Raw genomic sequence first — 22,769 nt, forward strand, 5'->3', positions numbered from 1 at the left:
TCCTTCCCTCATATAAACAAAACTACAATGAAAATAATTACATTTATGGAAAAACACGCTTATTTAGACTATATCATAATTTACTAAAATAGAAATATCTTTTTCTGTTTCAATAAAAATCCCTATTCTTTCATATATTTCGATACAAAAAACTTTCTCAACATTAAATTTGAATTTTCAGTTTTTAATTCCGTAAAAATCTATTATAATAAAGTTAATAAATGTTTGACCTCTCCTAATTCATGTACATATGGATGATCAGTAGTTATCGCTACTGATCTATTTTTTTGATTTCAGAAAGTACATACGCTGCATCCTTTCCTACACCACAAATAAGTGCGGAACCCCTTTGAGATTGCCATGGTAAACCGATATAATACAATCCTTTTACTGGACTGATTCCCTTTATATGATTAGGAAATCCTTTCTCATTCACTGCCTGTTCAATTTCAATCCAATTATAATTTTGTACAAAACCAGTTTACCATAAAGTAAACGCTCCTTCATTCTATCTTCCCAGTCTTTAGCGCCTGTGCCCAGTCATATCTTTCTTGTTGAACAGCCAATCCAGCAGCTTCTTCCCAATTATAAGGAACTGAAATTTGTTCAATTGTCCATTCTCCCAAAACCTTTTCTATCACTACATATTTTGCATGCGGAGTTCCTGATTCCATTTTATGCATAACAGGTAACTCATCTTTGTATGCTGGAAGTCCTACACTTCCTGGATTTATAATGATCTTTCCGTTCGCTAAATAAACAACTCTAGGAATATGTGTATGACCACATACTATTATTTTTTGTTCTATATTTTGGAGTTGATCCATTATATTTTTTTCATTCTTTAATATTGCACCATTCTCATTTATCTCTTCTAACAAATACACTTCATCTGAAGTTGGCGTACCGTGACAACATAACATATCGTCTACAATAAATTGTGAAGGATGTTGTTTTAACCAATCTATATGATCTTTTGTTAATTGATTTTGGACAAAAGTTAGTGTAGCAGACTGCTCTTGTATTGTCTCCCAAAGCATGCGATCACAATTACCTTTAATATGTATCATCTCGCTACTCATTAATATATCGATTGTCTCTAAAGGATCTAACGGCCCATACACACTATCTCCTAAATTTATTATCATTTCGACCTTGCGACGTGTAATATCTTTTAATACCGATTTTAAAGCGTGACTATTTCCGTGGATATCTGAAATTATAGCTATTTTCATCTTAATCCCTACTTTAATATATTATTTATAAACATCCGCAGCCAATTCCCGCAAAACTTCTACATTCACTACTTCAAAACAACCATTGTTTTTGTTAATTATATTTTTATCACAAAAGAGATTCAAAGTACGTAATAAATGCCGATAACTCGTTCCTAACAACTCCGCTATTTCCGTTAAATTCCCACTAAACACAATTCTATTTTCATGCTGAACTGCTCGTTCTCCTGCTGCTAACATGTAACTCGCAAGTCTATTTTCAAGCGGATACAATAAATTAATTGTACTGTTTTTGGAAAGTCGGTTTAATTTATGTGCCAATGATCCGCAAATACATCTTAAAAATTTCGCATCATGAAATAGCTTATTTCTCACCTTTCCTAAAGGTAAACCCACACAATACGAATCTGCCATCACTTGTACGTTTGAAGTGATTCTTTGAGAATGAATTAACTCCACATCTCCAAGTAACTGCAAACTATCATAAAAACACAGTAATACGGATTTCCCATTACTTAATGTGTTAAACGCTTTCGCTTTTCCTTCAACAAAGAAATATAAATAATCTATCTCTTCATTTTCTCTACAAATAAACTCATTCTTTTTAAAAAATATAAGTTCCATATATGGCTTCATATCATGACTAAAAAATGAATCAATATTATTTTGCTTTATATACTCCGCTAATTTAATAGAATTACATACTTTCTTCATAGTTCCCCACCTTTACAACTCATCCCCATTGTAATCAAAATTTTCTTCTTCCACTATGACATATGTCATAACAATACACAATTTCAGCATGATACAGTCATTACAAATATGAAATATAAAGGGGATATTACATTGTATAACTTTCTTTCTGTCTTTATTGGTGTGCTCATCGCCGTTATGCTTCCATTGAATGGAATTTTATCCGAGTTAATTGGGAAGTATACAGCAAGCGTTGTCATTCACCTTGTCGGTTTAATTGCAGTTATCTTCATTTTAATCATAAACAAAAATAAAATTCGTTTCGATAAAAGTATTCCACTTTTTTTATATAGCGCTGGAGCGATTGGAGTATTCACTGTTCTTTTTAACAATATAAGTTTCTCCGTCCTTGGTGCTTCTATTACGATCGCATTAAGTTTACTCGGTCAATCTATTGCTTCCATCATTATCGATCATTTCGGCTTATTAGGAATGAAAGTTGCAAAGTTTGAAAAGAAAAAACTAATTGGATTATGTTTCATCTCTTCTGGAATTATAATCATGACAATTTATTAATGGGGGCAAGAAAATGTTATATATTACGATCGCTATTTTAGCTGGTGTTTCTATCGTTGTTGCTAGAATTATTAACGCGAATTTAGCAGCAAAAATCGGAAATTGGGAAGGCACGTTTTTTAATTATATTACTGGATTATTTTTCTCTATGTTATTTTTAATTTTCAGTTCAGATTCATTGTATATTCCAATGCAGACGTTACAATCTATTCCTATTGCTGTGTACTTAGGCGGATTAGTAGGCGTTATCGTTATTTCATTATCCAACTATATTACTCCTAAAATATCAGCCTTTTATTTAACATTACTCATCTTTATCGGACAATTATTTGCGGGGACTATTATTGATTTCTTCCTGACAAATGAACTCTCAATCGGTAAAGTTATCGGTGGCATTTTCGTATTAATTGGGCTCACTTACAATTTACTCATAGATCGCCCGATAAAAACTGTGAAGCATAACCAAGTTCAACTATAATACTTTACGCTTACCTATCATATATTAATAGAAAAGCTCTTCACACGAAATAATAGAGAGGAGAAAACCCTATTAAAAAAATTATTTTATTGCTAGGTAGCGTATTAATTATTTGTGGAATTGTATGGTTTGTAAACTCGGGAAAATCTATTCAAGATCTCTATACTGCAAACAAACCGAAAAAGAAAGCTACTATTATTTCAAGCTCGCGAGATCCAAATGAGCCCCCTGCTTTTTTAGGAAAGCAGGAAATAAAAGATATACATGTAGAATCAATTAAAACAAAAAAGGATATCTTTCTCACAAAAACAGATGAATTAAAAACATTTATTAACAGTATGAATACCGCAAAAAAAGGCAAATTAACATTGGATGAAGAAGGATCAGATTTAATAGATTGTGATATGTGGATTACTTTCGAGGATGGAACTTATAAAAAATATTTCATATGGGTAGTTGATCATCACAGCAGCGAAGTGATGATTGCTCAGCAAGATACTCCTGATGATGTAAACCTTACGTACTATCAGTTAAACGAAGATAGTTCAAAAAAAGTTTATAATTTATTTAAAAAAATTATTTAAACGAAAAAGTCATGAGCACGCGAACTCATGACTTTTTGCACTATATATATTCCGGGAACACTCTACAACTCTTTTCCTGCTCTATATCATGACCAAAGAAAATAATTGGTTTCTCTTTTTTCACAACTTCTTTTAAACGTTTAATTGAAGATAAAGCTAATTCTGGATCAAATCCTGCGAACGGCACTTCATCTTCAAAATTCTCTTTCGTGTACGATGCATCAATCGTTAATAAAACTGAACCGGATTGCTCCGTCTCAATGAATAGCGACTGATGGCCTGGAGAATGACCTGGCGTATACAATAATTGAACACCTGGTACCACTTCATAATCCCCTTCAATAATTTTGTAGTTCAAATGCGGTAATATACATTCTTTCATATATTCTTCTCTATGAAGTGCTGCCTCATATTCCGTTCGCTGCACAATAATTGGTGTATTTGTAAAAGCACCGTTTCCTCCTGCATGATCAAAATGTAAGTGAGAACTAATAATATATAAAAGGTCGTCCGGCTCATACCCTACACGCTTTAATATATTCACGATTCTATCTTCTTCAGTCATTTTCGGTAAGATCTGTCCTTCAACAAATGTACCGTTAAAAAGCCCTTCATTATTAACTGCACTTTCTGGCATACCTGTGTCTACTAAAATAGGACCTTCTTCCGTCTCCAAAAGATAACACCACACCGGCAAGTTTAATAGTTTCCCCGGTGTTAACGCACTGTTAACAGACGAATGATCCAACATGCAACGACCTGCTGGGATGAAATAAAGTTTCTTTACTGTCATTATGTATCCACCTTTACATTTAGTTTTGGATAAAGTAATACAGTAAAAAATTCTTCTTTTTAGAAATAAACTCCTTCTAGACTATCAGTACAGCTTGCATAAAAAAAAGGGTATTTTTTTACATAGCAGTATTTCACCATCTATAATATAGAAGTAAAGAATTCTTACTTTAAATGAAACATTAACACCGATTAACGCTGAAAACTTAAAAAAAGCACATGCACTACTTGAAAGCGGGCACACCATTGGGAAAATCGTATTAGAGAAATTTTAATCATGATAGTGATAGGTAGTATGTGAAATTATATTAACGATTTTTCGAATATATCTATCACAAATCAAATTATATCAACGATTCGACAAGTTATATCGATTTATCGACAAATAACAACAATAAGAAAAGGCTGTTCCAGATGAACAGCCTCTTCTTTATTTACTTGAAATCTCTTTATTATTTTGAACGTCTAACGGAGCTCGCTTTCCTATTCCGAAAGCATAGAAACTAATTGTAACGATAGCTAAGAAAATAATACCTACAACTAATGAAATGCGTGTATCATCGTTAAACCACATTCCGATTAATACCATAATTAAAAAGGCAATTGTTAAATAGTTTGTTACAGGAGCAAATGGCATTTTGAACGGATGATCTTTCATCTCTGCTCCCTTTTCTTTCCTAAAACGAATTTGACTAATTAAAATGACGAACCATGGTACCATACCAGGAAGTACACTCGCACTATATACATATACGAATAAGTTTTTCGGTGCGATGTAACTTAAAACAACACCAACCGCCAGACCGATAATTACGCCAACTGTACCAAATAAAGGCACACCATTTCCAGAAAGTTTCGTGAAATATTTCGGTGCTTGTCCATTTACACCTAACGTATACAGCATACGTCCAGCACTATAAATACCACTATTACAACCAGACATTGCTGCTGTAATAACAACGAAGTTAATAAGGCCAGCTGCTGCCGTAATACCAACCTTCGCAAAAGTTGCTACGAACGGGCTACCAATTGTACTTAATTGATCCCACGGATACACAGTTACAATAACGAAAATAGCACCGATGTAGAAAATTAAAATACGCCAAATTGTACTTTGAATCGCTCTTGTAAGTGTCTTCTTTGGATCCTTCGCTTCACCAGCAGTAATACCGATTAATTCCACACCTTGATACGCTCCAACTACAAGTGATAATGCAAAGAAGAATCCTGAAAAACCACCTGTAAAGAAACCGCCATTTGACCAAAGATTAGATATGCCAATCGCTTCTCCGCCGTTACCAATTCCGAAGAAAATAAGGCCAAATCCTGCAATAATCATTAATAGAATCGTAACGATTTTAATCATCGCAAACCAAAATTCAAATTCACCAAATGACTTAACAGAAATTAAGTTAGCTGCACCAAGAATAACCATTGCAATTATACCTGGTATCCAAGCTGGTAAATCCGGGAACCAATATTGCATATACGCTCCAACCGCGATAATTTCTGACATCCCAACGATAACCCACTGGAACCAGTTACTCCACGCTGTCATATAACCAGCTAGTGGATGAATATACTTATGACCGAATGTCGCAAATGAGCCTGTACTTGGCTCCATATACAACATTTCTCCCATGGCACGCATGATGAAGAAGATGAAAATACCTGCAATTGCATAAGCAAGCATTACTGACGGACCTGTCCATTTAATTGTGCTGGCTGATCCCATAAACAAACCAACACCAATCGTTCCGCCTAAAGCAATCATTTGAATATGACGTGCTTCTAAACCTCTTTTCAATTCTTTGTTTGCCACTTCACTTCCCCCTCTTAGATGATTCATAGCCGCATTTTAACACAAGATGCTTTCCCCTAACTCCTTTCGGCCCTGAAAATGATGAAGCAAACGTCATTTTACACTAGCTTTAAAGCTATCCTAAAATCGTTTTGTGCTCCTAATAAAATTCTCAAAACCTTTCATCTTCCAATATTCTATAAATCTTAAAATTACTTATCTTATATTAATTCATTAATCTGAAAAATTCAATTATTTTTTCAATAAATTATTATACATAAGTCTGATTAATTTTTAACTAAATTAACAATAAAATACATCTATTCAATATGATTCCGGCATGTATATTATTACAATATAAATAACCGAGGAGATGCTATCTTCCTCGGTTTCATATCTCAAATACTTCAACCTTTATAGTTGATAACGTAATTTCCCACACATTCGATTCATATACCAATAAGAAATTTAATATATTAATAAACTACTAACTTCTTTACCCCAGCCAAATTTTGAGGCAGAAACCTTTCTGCCTCAAAACAACGGGATAAAATATAAAAGAGTCTCATTAAAAAATGAGACTCTTTTACAATTTCATATTTAAATCGATTTCGAAGTTTGCTTACCAAAGATAAATACCCTAGTAAACACTGCCATTATAACTACAATAACTAGAAAATAAAGTGGCATCACCAGTAACGAGCCCGTATGCAATTGACTCATTCCCCAAATTGTCATCGTTACAATTACATAGTATCCTAAGCTAAACAACGCTCCAGCTGTACCAATGACATCTTGAAAATCTACTAACGCTAAACTTAAACAATTAGGTAACGCTACTCCAATTCCTAATAGCAATATAAACATCGCTATTAAAAATACAACCATATATATTACATTCGGATTTGATCCCACAAACGTAATAACAGATAAAAAGATAGCTCCTCCTGTCATTACGAGACAACCGATATATATAATTTTCTCTGGTTTATAAGTAGCAAGTAAACGTTTTGAAATTTTCGCTCCAACAATAGAAGCAGACGCTACAACAATTCCTAGAAATCCATACATACTAGGCGATAATTGAAAATATTCAATAAAGATAAACGGCGCTTCTGCGTAATAGCTAAATAAAACACCATTTGCTCCTCCAATTAACAACCCATATGTTACCACTTTCGGATTTGTAATTAACCTCTTCAAGACTGAAAATACATTTATTTTATTCGTTACTGAGCCCGTTTTTGTTTCAGGAAGAGAAACAAACGTATACAGAAAAATACCGATACTCATAACTACTAAACTTAAAAATACTATTTTAAATCCAAACATTTGATCAAGAAAGCCACCAATTAACGGTCCTATCGCTGGTGTAAAAGCAATGACTGCCGAGATTTGAGCAAACATAACATGCCTCTTATGCCCTTCTACACTTTCACGAAGAATCGTTTGCGTCACAACTGATCCTGCACTTGCTCCAAACGCTTGAATAAAACGACTTACCAATAAAACTTCAATGGAATTTGCAATAAAGCACAAGAAACTCCCAGCGCCGTATACAACAATTCCAAATAACATTGCCCAGCGACGGCCAATTATATCTGATAGCCATCCAATAAAAAATACACCTAAAGCAAATCCAGCAAAATACACACTAAGCGTTAACTGCACCTCATTATTACTTACATGTAACGCCTTTGAAATGTCCGGTAAAGACGGTGTGTAAATCGTTTCACTAATTTGCGGAAATGCGACAAGAATAATCATTAACAAAAGTGATGGTACTGAGACTTTTTTCATTTTTCATACCCTCCTATAACTTTGAAAATCTCAGAAATAAAAAGACTTTCCTTAGCTACGGAACAGGAGGGGCCATTATAGAAATCCGGTCATAAAACAACAAAGAAAACACCTCAATTACGTATGTTAATACTTATAGGAGGGTAATATTAACATCGATTTTTAAATATACTTTTTCAATTATATTACATATTAATTTTATTTTTCTAGTATTATCATTTCGAATGCTCTTTTTATATTAGTGAACAAATAATAAACGCCATAAAAGATAACAACTTGATATGAACGCCTTATTATGGAATAATTAGAAATAGTTTGAATTAATAAACCTGATTATAAAATGATAGACTCATATATTCCTAATGTCATAAAGTTGAACAAGTAGGAGGACTTTCGTAATGATTGAAATTTTAAGGACAGTAGTAAACTTCCTAATTTCTCTATTCTCAGGAGAATTACCCTTTGTGTATTATGTATGGATTATTACCCTATTCCTAATTCAAATAATCCAATCTACTCTGAACTATAAGCTTTTTAACAAGAAAAACAATTTCAGCACTTATATATCGGAAGGATTACTTGCTTTTATTATTTTATTGTTTGGAGGAATATTAGTATCTAAGTTACTTGCTTACATAATAGACGATTCTACTATTAGTATGACGAATTTAACACATTATTTTGTTTCTCTTATCATATTAACTATATTTGTTGTAATAACCTGTGTTAAAGACTTTATAGAGGCATCTATAAAGAATAAAAATATATCTCTTTTGAGCTTTTTAGTAATTTCCTTCATAACAAGTATACTTTCATTCAAGTTTTTATCACCTTTAATTGAAGGTTCTTTTTCTCTTTCTAAATCTTTTATAACTACTTTAATCATTCTAGTAACTATATCAATCCCTCTATTAATTTCCTTAGAGGATAAGTATGCAGACGAAAAGGAAACGGAAAATTTATAGTTTCTCATTTACATAAAAGAAAGAGGGAGCTCCCCTCTTTCTTTTCTATCGTTCTATTTCACAAGACTAAATCATTCCTTTTAATATTAATCCTAAAACTGACATTATTATCGCGCTAATAATAATTCGCAAAATCCAAGTAGTGTTTGTACTTATTTTTTCTAATTGCTTATTGATTGTTGCTATATCTTTCTCATTAATAGTGGTACGCGTTTCTAAATTTCGAATGTCTCTCATAATTTCTTTTTGCTCCGCCTTGAGATTGTCAATTTTAGCGTAAACATCTTCCATATATTCACACCCTCTGTTCATCTTAATAGAAAAATCTATATATATTATGAGACAACCCTCTTATCTGTGAATACGTTGCGTATATCCGCGTACCAAATTTTTTGTACAATCTAATTGAATTACTCACACGTTTCCATTCTTCTATTTATAAATTAGCGTTGAGATACATTAAAATTAGAAAAGGAATCCCTTGTTTATTTAACAACAAACAAGGTGCAATCCACCATTCGGGAGCACCTACGATAATTTCTATTGTTTTCATATTTACAACTCCATATAATCAGTATGATTTTCTGAAGAAGCCAATTTTTGAACTGCTTAAAGTATACTAATATGAATACGAAATAGCTGTATTGATAAACTCTCTAGAACAATAAATATACTGGCTGAAACGGATCTATATCCAATATTTTTTCCAGTAACATGAATGGTTATTTCTGATAAATGCGTTTGTACATCATTGTTTTCAAAAATTTCATCCTCAACCTTTACAATATCTGCTTCACAATCTACTTCTTTAAAAGTTTTCAATAATTTTGTTTCCAATAAACTACAATCAAAGCTCTCATCTTTTATTACGGCAAATTTAACCTTCATATCGATTTCCCCATTTTTAACAAACTAAAATCACTAAATCAATATAAATATATATTATTCTATTAAATAATTCAAAATATACGCTTCTTATATACATTATTAAAAATAGGTTCTAAAGAATTAAATGAAAAAAGAAATTACATATACAAATCCCCTCTTTCAACCAATCAATATAGAATTCCCTTATGCCCAATGATTAAAATCTTTTCATATTAAAGCCGTAGATTCTAAGGACTTTTTGTTTTTATATTGATAAGTCATTTCTTGAATTTTGTATCATCGGAATTAATAATATAGTAAAACAAATTAAATATTAGGCGTTCAACTAATCTTTCATATAATTCGTCTCTTAATTATTTTGCTCATTGCGCTTTTTTATTTTCCTCACTATTTCAACTAAACTTTGTGTAATAATACATATTTCAAATACATTATTTCCTTTCACTCATACTTTTATCATTGAGTTTTTATTCACAAATTCGTAACACATATATATGAGTTATCATGCTAAAATTAGTTTATTCACAAAAAGAAGTTCTTCTTAATAAATCAATCATTTTTAATACCCTGTTTAAAGCCTTGCCCCCCTGCAAGGTTTTTTCCTATTTAAATAGAGTAGTAGTTTTCGTTATGCTTCTCTCCCCCTTGTTCCTTACCCTACAAATAATACTTCATATTTATTTTAATTTTTCAGCATCCGTACTCGCTCTGTTCGAGAGCTCTTTACCAAATATTCAATCTAATGATAAGATTGACCAAATTAATATTTTCGTCCATAACTGTATCAAAAAGTACACTAAAGAAAAAATAGCACTCTCACAATTAAGTAAACGCGAGCTTTTTCTTCTATCTACTTACTATTTAAGGTTAATAGTGATATAACCAGATTTAAAAATTCGACTTAAATTCATTGATGAATGGAGAGGTTTATATGAAATTGAAAGACAAAGTAGCAATCATAACTGGTGGTGCAAGTGGAATTGGCGAATCTACTGTTCGTCTTTTTATCGAAGAAGGTGCAAAAGTAGTTATTGCTGACTTTTCTGAACGTGGAAAAGAACTATCAGATGAATTGAATGCACATGGATATAATACGTTATTTATTAAAACTGATGTAACAAAAGAGGCAGATATTAAACAGCTAATTCATGAGACAGTAAGTACATACGGTAAATTAGATATTATGTATGCCAATGCCGGCGTTGCTGATGATGCACCAGCAAACGAATTATCCTATGAAAAGTGGAAAAGAACTATTGATATTAATTTGTCTGGGGTATTCCTTTCTGATAAATATTCGATTGAACAATTCCTTAAACAAGGTACAGGTGGTGTCATCGTTAACGCTGGTTCGATTCATAGTTTTGTTTCATTACCTACCCCAACAGCATACTCCTCTGCAAAAGGTGGTGTGAAACTATTAACTCAAAATTTATGTACTGCCTACGCTAAATATGGAATACGTATTAATGCGGTGTGCCCCGGTTATATTGACACCCCTTTACTTGGTAGTGTTAATCCTGAACAGAAAGAATATTTAGCTTCACTTCATCCACAAGGCAGACTTGGAACACCAGAAGAAGTCGCTAAAGCTGTCTTATTTTTAGCAAGTGATGATGCTAGTTTTGTTAACGGTACAACACTTCTTGTTGATGGAGGCTATACTGCACGTTAATTTAAAAATTTTGAAGCACCCTAAGAAATATATAGTCTTCAACAAGAAAAAGCGCCATCACAAGTGACGGCGCTTTTTCTATGTAAGAGCAACTAGAAGGTATCCTTCTAGCCTACTCCCATTTATAAGTCCAAAACTGTTCAAGTTGCAGCCATTTTAATGTTGCTGCATCTTTGTTTTTTATTTTTGCATGCGTGTCTTCAAGCATTGCTTCTGTTTGTGAACGGTGCGCACCTAATGCAGTTAATTTATGATCAAATACTTCACTAATGTTATTTACAACATCCGGTTCTCCTAATACTGCTTCACGATTTTTCGTAATCGCAACAGCATGGATAACTGGGCGCTCTTCTTTTGGCATACGTGATACAGCGCGAACGACAGCGCGGCCAAATGCATTATGATCTGGATGTACACCGTGCTCTGGATAAAATGTAATAATTCGAGATGGATTTACTTCTTGAATAATTGCTTCAATTTTGTCAGCAACGAAATCAACATCTTCAAATTCTAACGTTTTATCATGGAAGCCAAGCATTCTTAAATCTTTAATACCCATCGCTTCACAAGCATCTTTCAATTCTTTCTTACGGATATGTGGAATCGTTTCACGGTTAGCGAATACGTTCTTACCCATGTTACGTCCCATTTGTCCTAGAGTACCACATGCATACGTTACAGGTACTCCTTGATCTGTTAATAAGCGAATTGTTCCTCCCGCAGCATATGCTTCATCATCTGGATGCGGAAATACAACAAGTACATGTCTCTCCATAAGTTTCCCTCCTTCTTACTTAAATGGTGTTAAGCTTAACTCAAGTGCAACTGCTAGACGACCTAAATTATCATGTCCAGCTAATAATAAACGCTCTTGATCGTCTACTTCCCAGTGCGTAATACCTTCAGCATATACCCAACCGTGATCCATTTTCAAACCAACTCGGTATGGATTTGTTCCAGTTATCTTCCCGCGTTCAAAACGGATAATCGCATTTCGAATGAAAGCACCAACTGTCATCATCTTTTCATTTATGTGTGATGCATACGCTCCGTTTGTCGTTTCTAAATGAATATATACATCTTTATTTACAAAACGTTCAATTTCATTTTGAATAAGAGAACTATCTTTTACTATTTCCATCGGAATTCACCTCTTTAAACCATTTTACGCAAAAATAATGTAAATTGCTATCTCTATATTAGAGGACAACGCTCACTTTTCCTAATAATTTGCACTGTGTTTTTTATATGATATGTAAAAAATACATTTTTTCCTTCACTTTGTTAAATAGTTTTCTTTCTTTTTTGAATTTGCTACAATATATTTTATCCCGTATTATTGCAGCGAGATACATTTCGACAATTGAATACATAATTTAAAGAAGGTGACATGATTGGAACAGTCAGCACATGAAGTAGCAAATTGGCAATATTATTTTGCAATTGCCGTATTTTTAATCACGTACGGATTTATTATTTCTGAGAAATTGAATCGTGCTGTAATCGCACTATTCGGTGCTGCTATTATGATTATTTTTGGAGTTGTAGATTTACATACTGCTTTCACATCACATATTCAATGGGAAACGATTACCCTTTTAATTGGGATGATGATTCTCGTACATATTACGAGTCAATCAGGCGTCTTTGAATTTGTGGCCATTAAAGCGGCAAAAGCAGCTGGTGGAAAACCGATTCGCATTTTATTATTACTATCCCTATTAACTGCTGTCGGATCAGCATTTTTGGACAATGTAACGACTGTTTTATTAATCGTTCCTGTTACATTATCCATTACACGTATTTTAAAAGTAAATCCTGTGCCTTATTTGATTTCAGAAGTGCTGTTTTCAAATATAGGCGGAACAGCAACATTAATCGGTGATCCACCTAATATTATGATTGGATCAGCAAACAAGCATTTAGACTTTAACGCCTTTTTACTTAACTTAGCTCCAATCGTAATTATTATTTCTATCGTGACACTTGGCATTATTTACTTCATGTATCGTAACAAACTAAAAACAACACCTGAACAAATCGAAAAACTAATGGCATTAAACGAAAAAGATTACATTAAAGATCAAAGCCTCCTTTTAAAATCTATTTCGATTTTAGGACTAACTATTTTAGGCTTCGTACTTCATTCGATTATTCATGTAGACGCTGCTGTTATCGCGATGACAGGCGCTACACTTCTTATGTTAATCGGCGTGAAAGAACATGATATTGAAGATGTATTTGCCCATGTTGAATGGGTAACCATTTTCTTCTTCGCCGGATTATTTGTTCTCGTTGGCGGGTTAATTGATATCGGACTTATCTCTTCACTTGCAAGAGAAGTAATCGACGTAACAAACGGTGACATCGGATTCGCAGCTATACTTATTTTATGGGTATCTGGCATCGCATCTGCGACAATCGACAACATCCCATTTGTCGCAACGATGATTCCTCTTATTCAAGACTTAGCTACAGGACTCGGACTATCTGTCGATTCTCCGCAAATCGAAGTACTATGGTGGGCGTTATCTCTTGGAGCTTGCTTAGGAGGAAATGGAACACTAATCGGTGCATCTGCAAACGTAGTCGTTGCTGGTATTGCAAAACGTGAAGGACATGGCTTCTCTTATATGGACTTCTTAAAAATTGGTTTACCATTAACTATTGTTGCACTCTTGTTATCACATGCTTATATATATTTACGTTATTTAATGTAAAAGTTGTATTGCATGAAATTATATCGTCAAATACAAAAGGTTTGCAGCATCCGTGCTGCAAACCTTTTTTCATCACCAAAATATACCGATAATTGCTAAACCACCTAAAATCATACCACCAATTTGTCCGACAATTGTTGGTGATAATTGAACACCTTTTCTCACTTCAACAACTGGTCTTTCGTGCCTTAGTTGCTGCACTTCACTTTGAAGTTGGTGCACACTTCCGTGTAACTCTTTAATAAGTTCTTTTAATTCGGCGACCTCTTCATTTACTGGTTTTGCCTTTTCTAAATTCATTTTACATGACTCCTTATAAATTCAATCAACACACTGTAAATTTTCGCCAATTACCATTATATCTCCTGCATACTACATATATAATTTCGAATGTACTTTCTAACCTTGCAGCTCTATCCATTCATCCCGCAATATCCCCATAATCATACGGTCAAAACACTTCCCATCTCTTTGAACCGCTTCTCTCATACAGCCTTCCATTTGAAAACCCATCTTTTTATACAATGCAATGGCAGGTTTATTATACGAAATAACATCGAGACCGATGCGGTGTAAATTCAATTCATAGAAAGCATACTTTAGAATAAGATGTATTGCTTCTTTCCCATATCCTCTTCCTCTATCATTCGCATCTCCTATACCAATGGCTAATAAACCTGTTTTGTTATTCCACTCTATACCATGAATCGCCACAAAACCAATTAAGCGATCTTCTTGAACTGTCCTTACCATGAAAGAAACACTATTCGATCTCCGTCCTTTTAATAACTCATCACTTGCTATTTCTTGTAACGATTGCGGAAACGCTACATCTGTATCGACATTTCTTAAATACTCACTATCCTCTTGCCACATAACCATTACTACAGCATCTGATTCTCTAATAGCGGATAATTTTACAATTTTATTTTGAAAAAGATTCATCGTCATTTCAAACTCCCCCTTTTTTAATAACGGGGATACTTATTTTAGCCTATTTATCCCCTTGTTCCATAAACTGCTTTATAAACGGGATACTTACAATAAGCGCTGACATTGGCACATCTCCTCTACACGAAATTAACTTCATTGTATAATTTTTCGTTTATTCTAACAATAATAAAAAGCCCTCCAAATTTAGAGGGCCTTTCCTAATAGCAAAACTATATTATTTCGTAAACATTTTCTCTGCTTCATCCATTGCCATTTTGTTACCTAAAGCAGAATAGTCAAGCCATGGTTGGTCATTGATAATATATACATGCTTGCCTTTAACAGCTTTTAAGTCTTTCCAAATTGGTGTTTCTTGAAGTTGTTTAAATGCAGCTTTTGCTTTATCATCTCTATTTACAACAACGAAAATCGCATCTGCATCAAAGTCAGGTAATACTTCTTGTGAAATGACTTCGAAAGGACGTTTTCCATTGATTTTCTCTACACCATTTGCAGGTTGTAATCCTAAGTCTTGGAATAAAATTGGTCCCATCGGTCTTTTCGTACTAAATACACGTAATTCTTTTGCAGTAACGCGAATTGCCATTACTTTTTCGTTATTACCTAGCTCTTTATCTATTAAACCTTTTACTCGTTTTGATTGCTCTTCGTAATCTTGAATATATTGATCCGCTTCTTTCTCACGGTTTACAAGTTTACCAACTTGTTTTAAATGGTCTCTCCATGTACCTTCATCTAAATTGAAAGTATGCGTTTTTGCAATTTTTTCGTATTTCGCTACATCTTTACCAGCATATTTTTCATCAACATAAATGTCAGTTGGCTTTAATTGAAGTAACGCTTCCATATTCGGATCTGTTACAACACCAAGCTTCTTCGTATCTTTCAACTTCTCTTTAGCGTGCGGTAAGAAATCTTTTAAATCTCCACCAATAACAGAACCTACTGGTGTAATTCCTAATGCAAGTAAATCATTCGTTAAATGAATAGACATAGAGGCGATTTTTGGGTCATTACTTTTTTTCGTTTTTTTCGTTGCCTCTTCATTAGATTTCGTTTGACCACATGCTGCTAGTACTAAAATACACATGATGCTAAATAAAATAGTAAGTTTCTTTTTCATATGTTCTCCTCTTTGAAGTATTTATTTTGTTTTTGTAAGTAAATAAAGAAAATACGGCGCTCCTAAAGCTGCCACTACTACACCAGCTGGAATAGAGTTTGGCTCAAATATAGAACGACCTATCGTATCTGCTAGCACTAAAATAATCATTCCGATAATGCCAGCTAGTGGAAGGAAATGTTGATACGTAGTACCTACTAACTTTCTTGCAATATGCGGAGCAACTAAACCAATAAAACCAATCCCTCCTGCCATCGATACACTCGCGCAAGATAATCCAACCGCTGTAGCTAAAAGGAGTAACCGTTCTTTTTGAACAGAAACACCAAGTCCCGCTGCCACACTATCACCGAGTGACAATGCATTTAACGTTTCAGATTTTAGCCATGCATACGGAGTTAGTATGAAAATCCAAGGTAATAATGCAAGGACATGAATCCAATCCCTTCCCCACACGTTACCAACTAACCATCTAGAAGCGAATGTATATGTCTCATCATTTAACTTGAGAGAGAAAAATAACGAAATTGCACTAAAGCCAGCTGAAACCGCAATACCAACGAGAATAAGTCTAATGGGAAGTAAACCTTTTGATCGATCACTCGCAAGTAAAATAATAAGAAATGCAGCTAATACTCCTCCGCCAAATGTAAATAACGGTATTAATATCGATGCATTCTCATTAATAGAATGAAAGAAAGTAACGAATATAATTAGCCCGAAAGATGCACCTGAATGCAGTCCAAGAATACCAGGATCGGCCAACGCATTCCTTGATAACCCTTGCAAAATCGCACCGGAAATCCCAAGGCCAATACCAGCTAACATTGTGATTATAATTCTTGGCATACGATAATCGTACAGCACGGTTGCACTCTCAAAATCACCATGACCGAAAAGCGTTTGAATTACTTTGAGCGGTGCAATGCTAAGTGTCCCCGTATTTAAGCTAAGCAAAATGACAGCGATACTAATACAACCAAATATTGTAGTTACAGTAACGGCTCTCGTTTTATCTGTGTTTAAAATCTTCTTCACTTACAACTCCCTCCCAACTTTACGTGCTATATAGAGGAAGAACGGAACTCCAACAAGAGCCACCATAATTCCTATCGCCAGTTCTTTAGGAGGGTTTACTGTTCTTGCCCCTAGGTCAGCTAAAACTAATAACATAGCACCTAATAATGCTGACATAGGAATAATGAGTCGATAATTCACACCAACTAATTTTCTAGCAATATGCGGGATAACTAGTCCTACAAATCCAATAGAGCCAACAGCTGAAACAGATACACCTGCAAGAATGACTACTATAATCATCCCTAGTATTCTCGTTCGGTTCGTTTTTACTCCTAAATTCGTAGCGACATCATCCCCCATTGATATGAGTGAAATAGACCGCCCTAAAATTGTCGCAAAAACAATTGTTATGAGAATAATAGGAACTAAAAATTTCAAGTGTTCCCACTTAACCCCTGCAACACCACCAGCGTACCAAAAAGCTAAATCTTGACTTAAGTCATAATAAATCGCGACACCTGAACTTAACGAATGTAAAAGCGCAGCCATAACTGCCCCAGCGATCGTTAATCTCATCGGTGTTAATCCGCCTGATGTGGCCGATCCGATAATAAAAATGAGTACTGTACTTAAGACCGCTCCAATAAAGGAGACAATCATTAAATAGGAATACGGCATATGCGGAAAAAAGGCAAAACTAAGTGCTACTACAAACATCGCACCTGCATTTATGCCAAGTACACCTGCATCAGCTAAAGGATTTCGTGTTACTCCTTGCATAACAGCCCCAGCGACCGCAAAAGCCGCTCCTACAACTGCTGCGCCAATTACCCTTGGGAGCCTTAATTCGTAAATGATTTGATGCTGCGTTAATTTCGGATTGTAATCAAAAACCGCTGTCCACACCGTTTGCAAATGAATATCCTTTGCACCAAATGCGACGGCCAAAAATATAGATCCAATTAAACATATAATTGTTAAGCTCATAAAACATATGAACTTAATATGTATCCAGCGGTTATTGCCAGCATGTATAGTAGACTTATGTAACATGTTTCATTTCATCCTTTATATGCAGTTGTTTTTTATAATTATTTTTAATTTATAATCATTACTGATAATAATTATCATTTTCATTTAGATATTATATCCTCACTTTTTTTAAATAGCAAACTATTTTTTTACTTCGTTAAATATTAAAATACTTATTACAATTCCCTTCCAAAACTTACAAATACACGCAAAATAGAATACTAGCTTATTTTTAAAAGTGTAGTATACTTAATCATTATTTTGAGTTTTCAAATAAAAACATCCAAGGTGATGCAATGTTATATATAAAACAACTACTCTATTTTACTTATGAACAAGCATTATCCTGCTTATTCCCAGTCGTTATTTTCTTAACACTAGCCCTTTCAAAAATCGTTTCGATCCCAGGGTTATACCGCTACGATTTCATACTCATCGTATGCCTTCTTATGCAGTGGGTTATGTACAAGACTGGCCTTGAGACGAAAGACGAATTAAAAGTAATTACTGTCTTCCACCTCATCGGCCTTTTACTAGAAATATATAAAGTTCATTTCGGTTCATGGAGTTATCCGGAAGAGGCATATTCAAAGGTTTTTGGAGTTCCACTTTACAGCGGCTTTATGTATGCAAGTGTTGCCAGTTACATATGCCAAGCGTGGAGAAGATTGCATTTACAAATGCATCATTGGCCGAAAGCTATTTTTGTAATACCTCTAGGAGCACTGATTTACTTCAATTTTTTCACACATCATTTTCTATACGATTTTAGATGGTTCTTAACGTTACTTCTATTCATCGTTTTCTTTCGAACATTTGTGGAATTTTCATTACGAGGCGTTACATATAAAATGCCGCTCGTTCTCTCCTTTTTTCTTATCGGATTCTTTATTTGGATTGCAGAAAACATCGCAACATTTTTCGGTGCATGGCAATATCCAAACCAACGGGAAGCTTGGAATCTCGTTCACTTAAGTAAAATCAGCTCATGGTTTTTACTCGTTGTTATTAGCATTATGATTGTCACGCAGCTCAAACATTTGAAGCAATCAAAAAGATAATGCTAATTATGTAAAAACAGTTAGCCCATCAATCATTAGAGAGTGATGGGCTTTTTTTTAGTAATATTTTTTAAACCAACCTTATCAAAGGAGTTATAATTTACAAGAGTATAAGCAGTTGCACATTATGAACTACTACTAGCAGAAGATGTTGCTGCAGATGAAGCGGCAATCGTTGCCATCATAGCAGCCTGTTGTGCTTGTATGAGGACTTCTATCATTGTTTGTAAACCTGTGTTGGTAGTTTTACTTTCCTCACCTTTCTGACTTACGAACAGTTGAATAGCAATAAGAATATTTGTATCTGTATGCCAACGGAACAATTTATCCCCCTGCAATTTTTCAATAAATGCTCTAATAGAATGAATCTCTTTTTCTCCATCCTCGAGTAACGCTAGTAACCCGATAGCTGGGTAATGCATCTGTTTTACTTTTACCTTTTCTTGCTTTAACAAATTCCATATATTTGTGCATTTTGCGACTAACAGTTCTTCCCTGACATCCTTCTTTAGTGAAAGAATATGACTCAAAAATTGAAGATCATTCCCTTTATGCAAACCAGCTGTCGCTAGTTTCTGATAAAGGCGTTCCACTCGGTCCATAAGTGTGTCTACATTCTCTGATTGTCCTGCTAATAAAACCGCGAGCGGATAATCATTTGTACTTGTAAGAAAGAGGTGATCCTTTTTCATGCGTTTATATACTTGCATTGAGCGTTGAATGTGCGCGCCATGCTGTTCATTTTCTTCTGTTAAAAGTACAGCTGCTGCGAGATAAGTAAATATACTGCGGCTAAACCCACCAGTGACCAATTGTTCATATAAATCTAAAAACTCCCGAAAAGCTTTCTGGTAATCTGTAAAGTGAATATCTAATGTTGCTGCCACTACAAAACGATGATAAGACTTTAAGTATGAAAACATCCCTACCTGATTCTTAATATAACTACTAATTTCTAAAAAACGTCCGCGATCAAACAGTTTATCACTACCTGCATACATAGCAGCAATCATCATTCCTGTTCGAGAATCGCTCGTTTTCCATTTTAGTTCTCCCTTTAACTGTACATATGTATGTTTATATTGCTCCAACTTTTGCTCTAATGTAATCATAGTATTCACCCCTATTTCTAGTTCTTCTCTATCATTATACTTATATTCCATATTTAGGAATACTACAATTAATAATCACACCATAAAAATTATAAAATCCTCTTATCCTTCTTCATCAGCATCACGATGATACTCCCTAATCCTTCAAGAAGTTAAACAAAAAAGGTAGATAATAATTTATCTACCTTTTTTGTTTATATCATTTAACATTACACCTGTATTGCTTGTTATATGCAATTAAGACTAAAGAGCTTTAATAATACGTTCCATCGCCTTCATTTGTCCAATATGATCAGCTTCATGATAAAGCATCATACCGTAAAGCTCACCAACTGTTTCCAATCCTAGAAATGGCTCTGGCAGTTTATTTTCAAATGCTTCTGCTGGAATTTCTTTAATACGTTTTGCTTGTTCTTTTAATTGGACCGTTAACACTTCTAATGATGGTCCTTCTGTTGTCCATTTAGATGGTCTTGATCCATATCCAAACATACCTGGATATTCAGTTGGTAATTGTTTGAATTCTTTTCCAAACATGAAAACTTCTGCTGCCGTTAATACATGACCGATATGCCAACGAATTGTATTGTTAAAACCCTCTGGCTGCGTATCCACAGTTTTATCATCTAGCGTCTCCATAAATTTAAGTAATGCCCCGCGCGTTATTTCAAATTGTTTTAGACCAATTATTCTATTCATTTTATCGTTCTCCTTCTTCATGTACATTTTATTATGAACTAAGAATGTTCAATTCATTAAAGTTTCACTTTGTTTAATCTATCAGAAACAATGAAGAAATACATCTAATATGCTTAGTAAAAATAATAAAAAGGTTCACCTCTCGTACATATAGAATTACTTATTACACAAATAGTTTAGTAAATAAAAGAGGAGTGTTAATTTCATGTTACATGTTTTAAAACAGCAATATAATCTTATTAGCTCTACAAGAGAAACTCTATTTTCGTTTTTGGAAGAAATCCCAGTAGAAAAATTACATAGCACAGTTCCTAATTTCGGGAGCGGTAGCATTATAAAGACTCATATTCATGTAGCCGATTGCTACCGATACTGGCTTGGATCATTCGCATTTAAACAAAAGCGAGTAGACTTTTCATTTGCTAGCGATTACGAAATTGAGCATGCAGATGTGAAAAAAGTTCGCGCTAGATTTAAGTTAGTAGATGAGACTGTACAACGTTTTTTAGATGAATACAATGACCGTTGGCTCGAAAATATTGCAAATGAAGTAAAGTGGCAAAAAGGGCCTTGGAGTACAACTCCGCTATGGCTTTTAACTCATACGGAAACCCATGAGTTTCATCATAAAGGACAAATTGTATCAATGGCCAGGCACCTTGGATATACTCCTCCTGATACAGACCTTAGTTAATACATTCATGTTCATTTCAAAGCGGAATGGGCAGCAAGAATAATAGTATGATCAAAAAACTCGTTGATACATTTTGTTGTGTATAAAACTTTTATTATTTGTTTTAGGTATACCATACCATTATAAAATTCATGTAACATCGAATTAAGGTTCATATTTTTTATGTAACTCATTGAAGAAAGTTTAAGTATTTATACATTCAATTACTAACTAAAGGAGAAAATTATAATGAGATTAGAGAGCGAAAGAATTTATTTAAGGCCTCTTTGCCAGCTAGATGCTCCTATTATATTAGAAAGTACAATGGATGATGAAATAAGATATATGACTGGAACTAAGTCCACTTTTTCATTGGAGCAAATTACGAAACATATAGATCATATAAATAATGATTCAAGTCGCTATGATTTCGCTATTTGTTTACAAAGTACTGACGAGATGATTGGAGAGTTGTCGCTTTTAGATATCGATGAGGAGAACGAAAGAGCAGGATTCAGAATATCAATGCTTTCCATAGCATTAACAGGACAAGGTTATGGAACTGAAGCTATTAAAATCGTTTTAAGATTTGTTTTTGAACAACTATCATTAAATCGTTTACAGTTAGAAGTATTTAGCCATAATTTACGCGGAATTAAAGCTTATGAAAAAGTTGGTTTTGCAAAAGAAGGAACCTTACGTCAATCTTTATTTTATAACGATACATACTCAGATGAAATTATTATGGCCATACTTAAAAGTGATTATATAGAGAGACCTTTGTAAATGAATGTACTTAATCTATTAAACAATTTTAAAGAACCTTACCACAATAAAATGCAGTAAGGCTCTTTCATTTTTATATCAAATAACAGCTCTTAAAACATG

25 protein-coding genes and 2 pseudogenes are annotated in these 22,769 nt (G+C 33.9%); 10 read left to right on the forward strand and 17 right to left on the reverse strand.

Going from position 1 to position 22,769, the window contains the following annotated elements; genetic code table 11:
- Positions 1-271 precede the first annotated feature (271 nt).
- From ACXKY9_RS16510 to yeiL, 3 genes and pseudogenes are all read right to left on the reverse strand, one after another.
- Positions 272-481: pseudogene (locus ACXKY9_RS16510) on the reverse strand (oxidoreductase); the annotation flags it as partial.
- Between the two features lie 22 nt (positions 482-503).
- Entirely contained in the window at positions 504-1,235 is a 732-nt protein-coding gene (locus ACXKY9_RS16515) for a metallophosphoesterase family protein (protein ID WP_000684249.1), read from the reverse strand.
- Positions 1,236-1,256: 21 nt separating this feature from the next.
- A complete protein-coding gene (gene yeiL / locus ACXKY9_RS16520; RefSeq protein ID WP_000754825.1) occupies positions 1,257-1,949 on the reverse strand; it encodes a transcriptional regulator YeiL in 693 nt (230 codons plus the stop codon).
- Between the two features lie 108 nt (positions 1,950-2,057).
- Between yeiL and ACXKY9_RS16525 the strand changes: the two genes are divergently transcribed.
- From ACXKY9_RS16525 to ACXKY9_RS16535, 3 genes are all read left to right on the forward strand, one after another.
- The gene (locus tag ACXKY9_RS16525) at positions 2,058-2,504 is read left to right on the forward strand and encodes a DMT family transporter (protein ID WP_002005482.1); all 447 of its coding nucleotides are present in this window, start codon (positions 2,058-2,060) and stop codon (positions 2,502-2,504) included.
- A gap of 13 nt (positions 2,505-2,517) precedes the next feature.
- Positions 2,518-2,982: a DMT family transporter gene (locus tag ACXKY9_RS16530; protein ID WP_000965802.1), complete on the forward strand. Its 465-nt coding sequence runs from the start codon at positions 2,518-2,520 to the stop codon at positions 2,980-2,982.
- A gap of 89 nt (positions 2,983-3,071) precedes the next feature.
- Entirely contained in the window at positions 3,072-3,566 is a 495-nt protein-coding gene (locus ACXKY9_RS16535; RefSeq protein ID WP_000901695.1) for a YhfM domain-containing protein, read from the forward strand.
- Positions 3,567-3,606: 40 nt separating this feature from the next.
- Here the strand turns inward: ACXKY9_RS16535 and aiiA are convergent, their stop codons facing one another.
- Entirely contained in the window at positions 3,607-4,359 is a 753-nt protein-coding gene (aiiA, locus tag ACXKY9_RS16540; protein WP_000216581.1) for a quorum-quenching N-acyl homoserine lactonase AiiA, read from the reverse strand.
- A gap of 166 nt (positions 4,360-4,525) precedes the next feature.
- Here aiiA and ACXKY9_RS16545 point away from each other — a divergent pair.
- Positions 4,526-4,633, forward strand: a pseudogene (locus ACXKY9_RS16545) (zinc-binding alcohol dehydrogenase family protein); the annotation flags it as partial.
- 155 nt (positions 4,634-4,788) lie between these two features.
- Here ACXKY9_RS16545 and ACXKY9_RS16550 read toward each other — a convergent pair.
- Positions 4,789-6,180 (reverse strand): amino acid permease, encoded by a 1,392-nt coding sequence (locus ACXKY9_RS16550; RefSeq protein ID WP_001284405.1) that lies wholly within the window; start codon positions 6,178-6,180, stop codon positions 4,789-4,791.
- Positions 6,181-6,759: 579 nt separating this feature from the next.
- Positions 6,760-7,959 carry a multidrug effflux MFS transporter gene (locus tag ACXKY9_RS16555; protein WP_000758001.1) on the reverse strand — a complete coding sequence of 400 codons (1,200 nt, stop codon included), beginning with the start codon at positions 7,957-7,959 and terminating at the stop codon, positions 6,760-6,762.
- Between the two features lie 398 nt (positions 7,960-8,357).
- On the opposite strand from ACXKY9_RS16555, the gene ACXKY9_RS16560 reads away from it, so the two are divergent.
- Positions 8,358-8,924 (forward strand): DUF5823 family protein, encoded by a 567-nt coding sequence (locus ACXKY9_RS16560; RefSeq protein WP_000570036.1) that lies wholly within the window; start codon positions 8,358-8,360, stop codon positions 8,922-8,924.
- Between the two features lie 66 nt (positions 8,925-8,990).
- Here ACXKY9_RS16560 and ACXKY9_RS16565 read toward each other — a convergent pair whose 3' ends face one another.
- Positions 8,991-9,215 (reverse strand): hemolysin XhlA family protein, encoded by a 225-nt coding sequence (locus tag ACXKY9_RS16565; RefSeq protein WP_000390458.1) that lies wholly within the window; start codon positions 9,213-9,215, stop codon positions 8,991-8,993.
- 318 nt (positions 9,216-9,533) lie between these two features.
- On the reverse strand, positions 9,534-9,812 hold the full coding sequence (locus ACXKY9_RS16570) for a hypothetical protein (RefSeq protein ID WP_000865018.1): 279 nt from the start codon (positions 9,810-9,812) through the stop codon (positions 9,534-9,536).
- A gap of 931 nt (positions 9,813-10,743) precedes the next feature.
- Between ACXKY9_RS16570 and ACXKY9_RS16575 the strand changes: the two genes are divergently transcribed.
- Positions 10,744-11,487 (forward strand): SDR family NAD(P)-dependent oxidoreductase, encoded by a 744-nt coding sequence (locus ACXKY9_RS16575; protein ID WP_000768017.1) that lies wholly within the window; start codon positions 10,744-10,746, stop codon positions 11,485-11,487.
- A 112-nt stretch (positions 11,488-11,599) separates the two neighbouring features.
- On the opposite strand, the gene bshB2 is transcribed toward ACXKY9_RS16575, so the two are convergent.
- Together bshB2 and ACXKY9_RS16585 are read right to left on the reverse strand one after the other, a co-directional pair.
- Complete coding sequence (gene bshB2, locus ACXKY9_RS16580; protein WP_000439483.1) at positions 11,600-12,262, reverse strand: bacillithiol biosynthesis deacetylase BshB2; 663 nt, start codon at positions 12,260-12,262, stop codon at positions 11,600-11,602.
- A gap of 15 nt (positions 12,263-12,277) precedes the next feature.
- A complete protein-coding gene (locus ACXKY9_RS16585) occupies positions 12,278-12,628 on the reverse strand; it encodes a YojF family protein (protein WP_000407045.1) in 351 nt (116 codons plus the stop codon).
- Between the two features lie 253 nt (positions 12,629-12,881).
- Between ACXKY9_RS16585 and ACXKY9_RS16590 the strand changes: the two genes are divergently transcribed.
- Positions 12,882-14,207 carry an ArsB/NhaD family transporter gene (locus ACXKY9_RS16590; protein WP_000437992.1) on the forward strand — a complete coding sequence of 442 codons (1,326 nt, stop codon included), beginning with the start codon at positions 12,882-12,884 and terminating at the stop codon, positions 14,205-14,207.
- A gap of 72 nt (positions 14,208-14,279) precedes the next feature.
- Here ACXKY9_RS16590 and ACXKY9_RS16595 read toward each other — a convergent pair whose 3' ends face one another.
- The 5 genes from ACXKY9_RS16595 to ACXKY9_RS16615 form a co-directional block, all read right to left on the reverse strand.
- Entirely contained in the window at positions 14,280-14,507 is a 228-nt protein-coding gene (locus ACXKY9_RS16595; RefSeq protein WP_001047304.1) for a coiled-coil domain-containing protein, read from the reverse strand.
- Between the two features lie 99 nt (positions 14,508-14,606).
- On the reverse strand, positions 14,607-15,158 hold the full coding sequence (locus ACXKY9_RS16600) for a GNAT family N-acetyltransferase (protein ID WP_000178468.1): 552 nt from the start codon (positions 15,156-15,158) through the stop codon (positions 14,607-14,609).
- A 217-nt stretch (positions 15,159-15,375) separates the two neighbouring features.
- Positions 15,376-16,284, reverse strand: coding sequence for an iron-hydroxamate ABC transporter substrate-binding protein (locus ACXKY9_RS16605; protein ID WP_000728198.1), 909 nt, complete (start codon positions 16,282-16,284; stop codon positions 15,376-15,378).
- Between the two features lie 21 nt (positions 16,285-16,305).
- On the reverse strand, positions 16,306-17,322 hold the full coding sequence (locus ACXKY9_RS16610) for a FecCD family ABC transporter permease (RefSeq protein ID WP_000722682.1): 1,017 nt from the start codon (positions 17,320-17,322) through the stop codon (positions 16,306-16,308).
- On the reverse strand, positions 17,323-18,357 hold the full coding sequence (locus tag ACXKY9_RS16615; RefSeq protein WP_000902703.1) for a FecCD family ABC transporter permease: 1,035 nt from the start codon (positions 18,355-18,357) through the stop codon (positions 17,323-17,325).
- Between the two features lie 275 nt (positions 18,358-18,632).
- Between ACXKY9_RS16615 and ACXKY9_RS16620 the strand changes: the two genes are divergently transcribed.
- Positions 18,633-19,397 (forward strand): DUF817 domain-containing protein, encoded by a 765-nt coding sequence (locus tag ACXKY9_RS16620; protein WP_000965755.1) that lies wholly within the window; start codon positions 18,633-18,635, stop codon positions 19,395-19,397.
- Between the two features lie 125 nt (positions 19,398-19,522).
- On the opposite strand, the gene ACXKY9_RS16625 is transcribed toward ACXKY9_RS16620, so the two are convergent.
- The gene (locus ACXKY9_RS16625) at positions 19,523-20,560 is read right to left on the reverse strand and encodes a DUF4003 domain-containing protein (protein ID WP_002101155.1); all 1,038 of its coding nucleotides are present in this window, start codon (positions 20,558-20,560) and stop codon (positions 19,523-19,525) included.
- 192 nt (positions 20,561-20,752) lie between these two features.
- Complete coding sequence (locus ACXKY9_RS16630) at positions 20,753-21,229, reverse strand: DinB family protein (protein ID WP_113623480.1); 477 nt, start codon at positions 21,227-21,229, stop codon at positions 20,753-20,755.
- 184 nt (positions 21,230-21,413) lie between these two features.
- Between ACXKY9_RS16630 and ACXKY9_RS16635 the strand changes: the two genes are divergently transcribed.
- A complete protein-coding gene (locus tag ACXKY9_RS16635) occupies positions 21,414-21,902 on the forward strand; it encodes a DinB family protein (protein WP_000903461.1) in 489 nt (162 codons plus the stop codon).
- Positions 21,903-22,130: 228 nt separating this feature from the next.
- Positions 22,131-22,667, forward strand: a complete 537-nt coding sequence (locus ACXKY9_RS16640) for a GNAT family N-acetyltransferase (RefSeq protein ID WP_001235428.1) — start codon at positions 22,131-22,133, stop codon at positions 22,665-22,667.
- Positions 22,668-22,769 lie beyond the last annotated feature (102 nt).

The sequence above is a fragment of the Bacillus sp. 2175 genome (assembly GCF_057812155.1).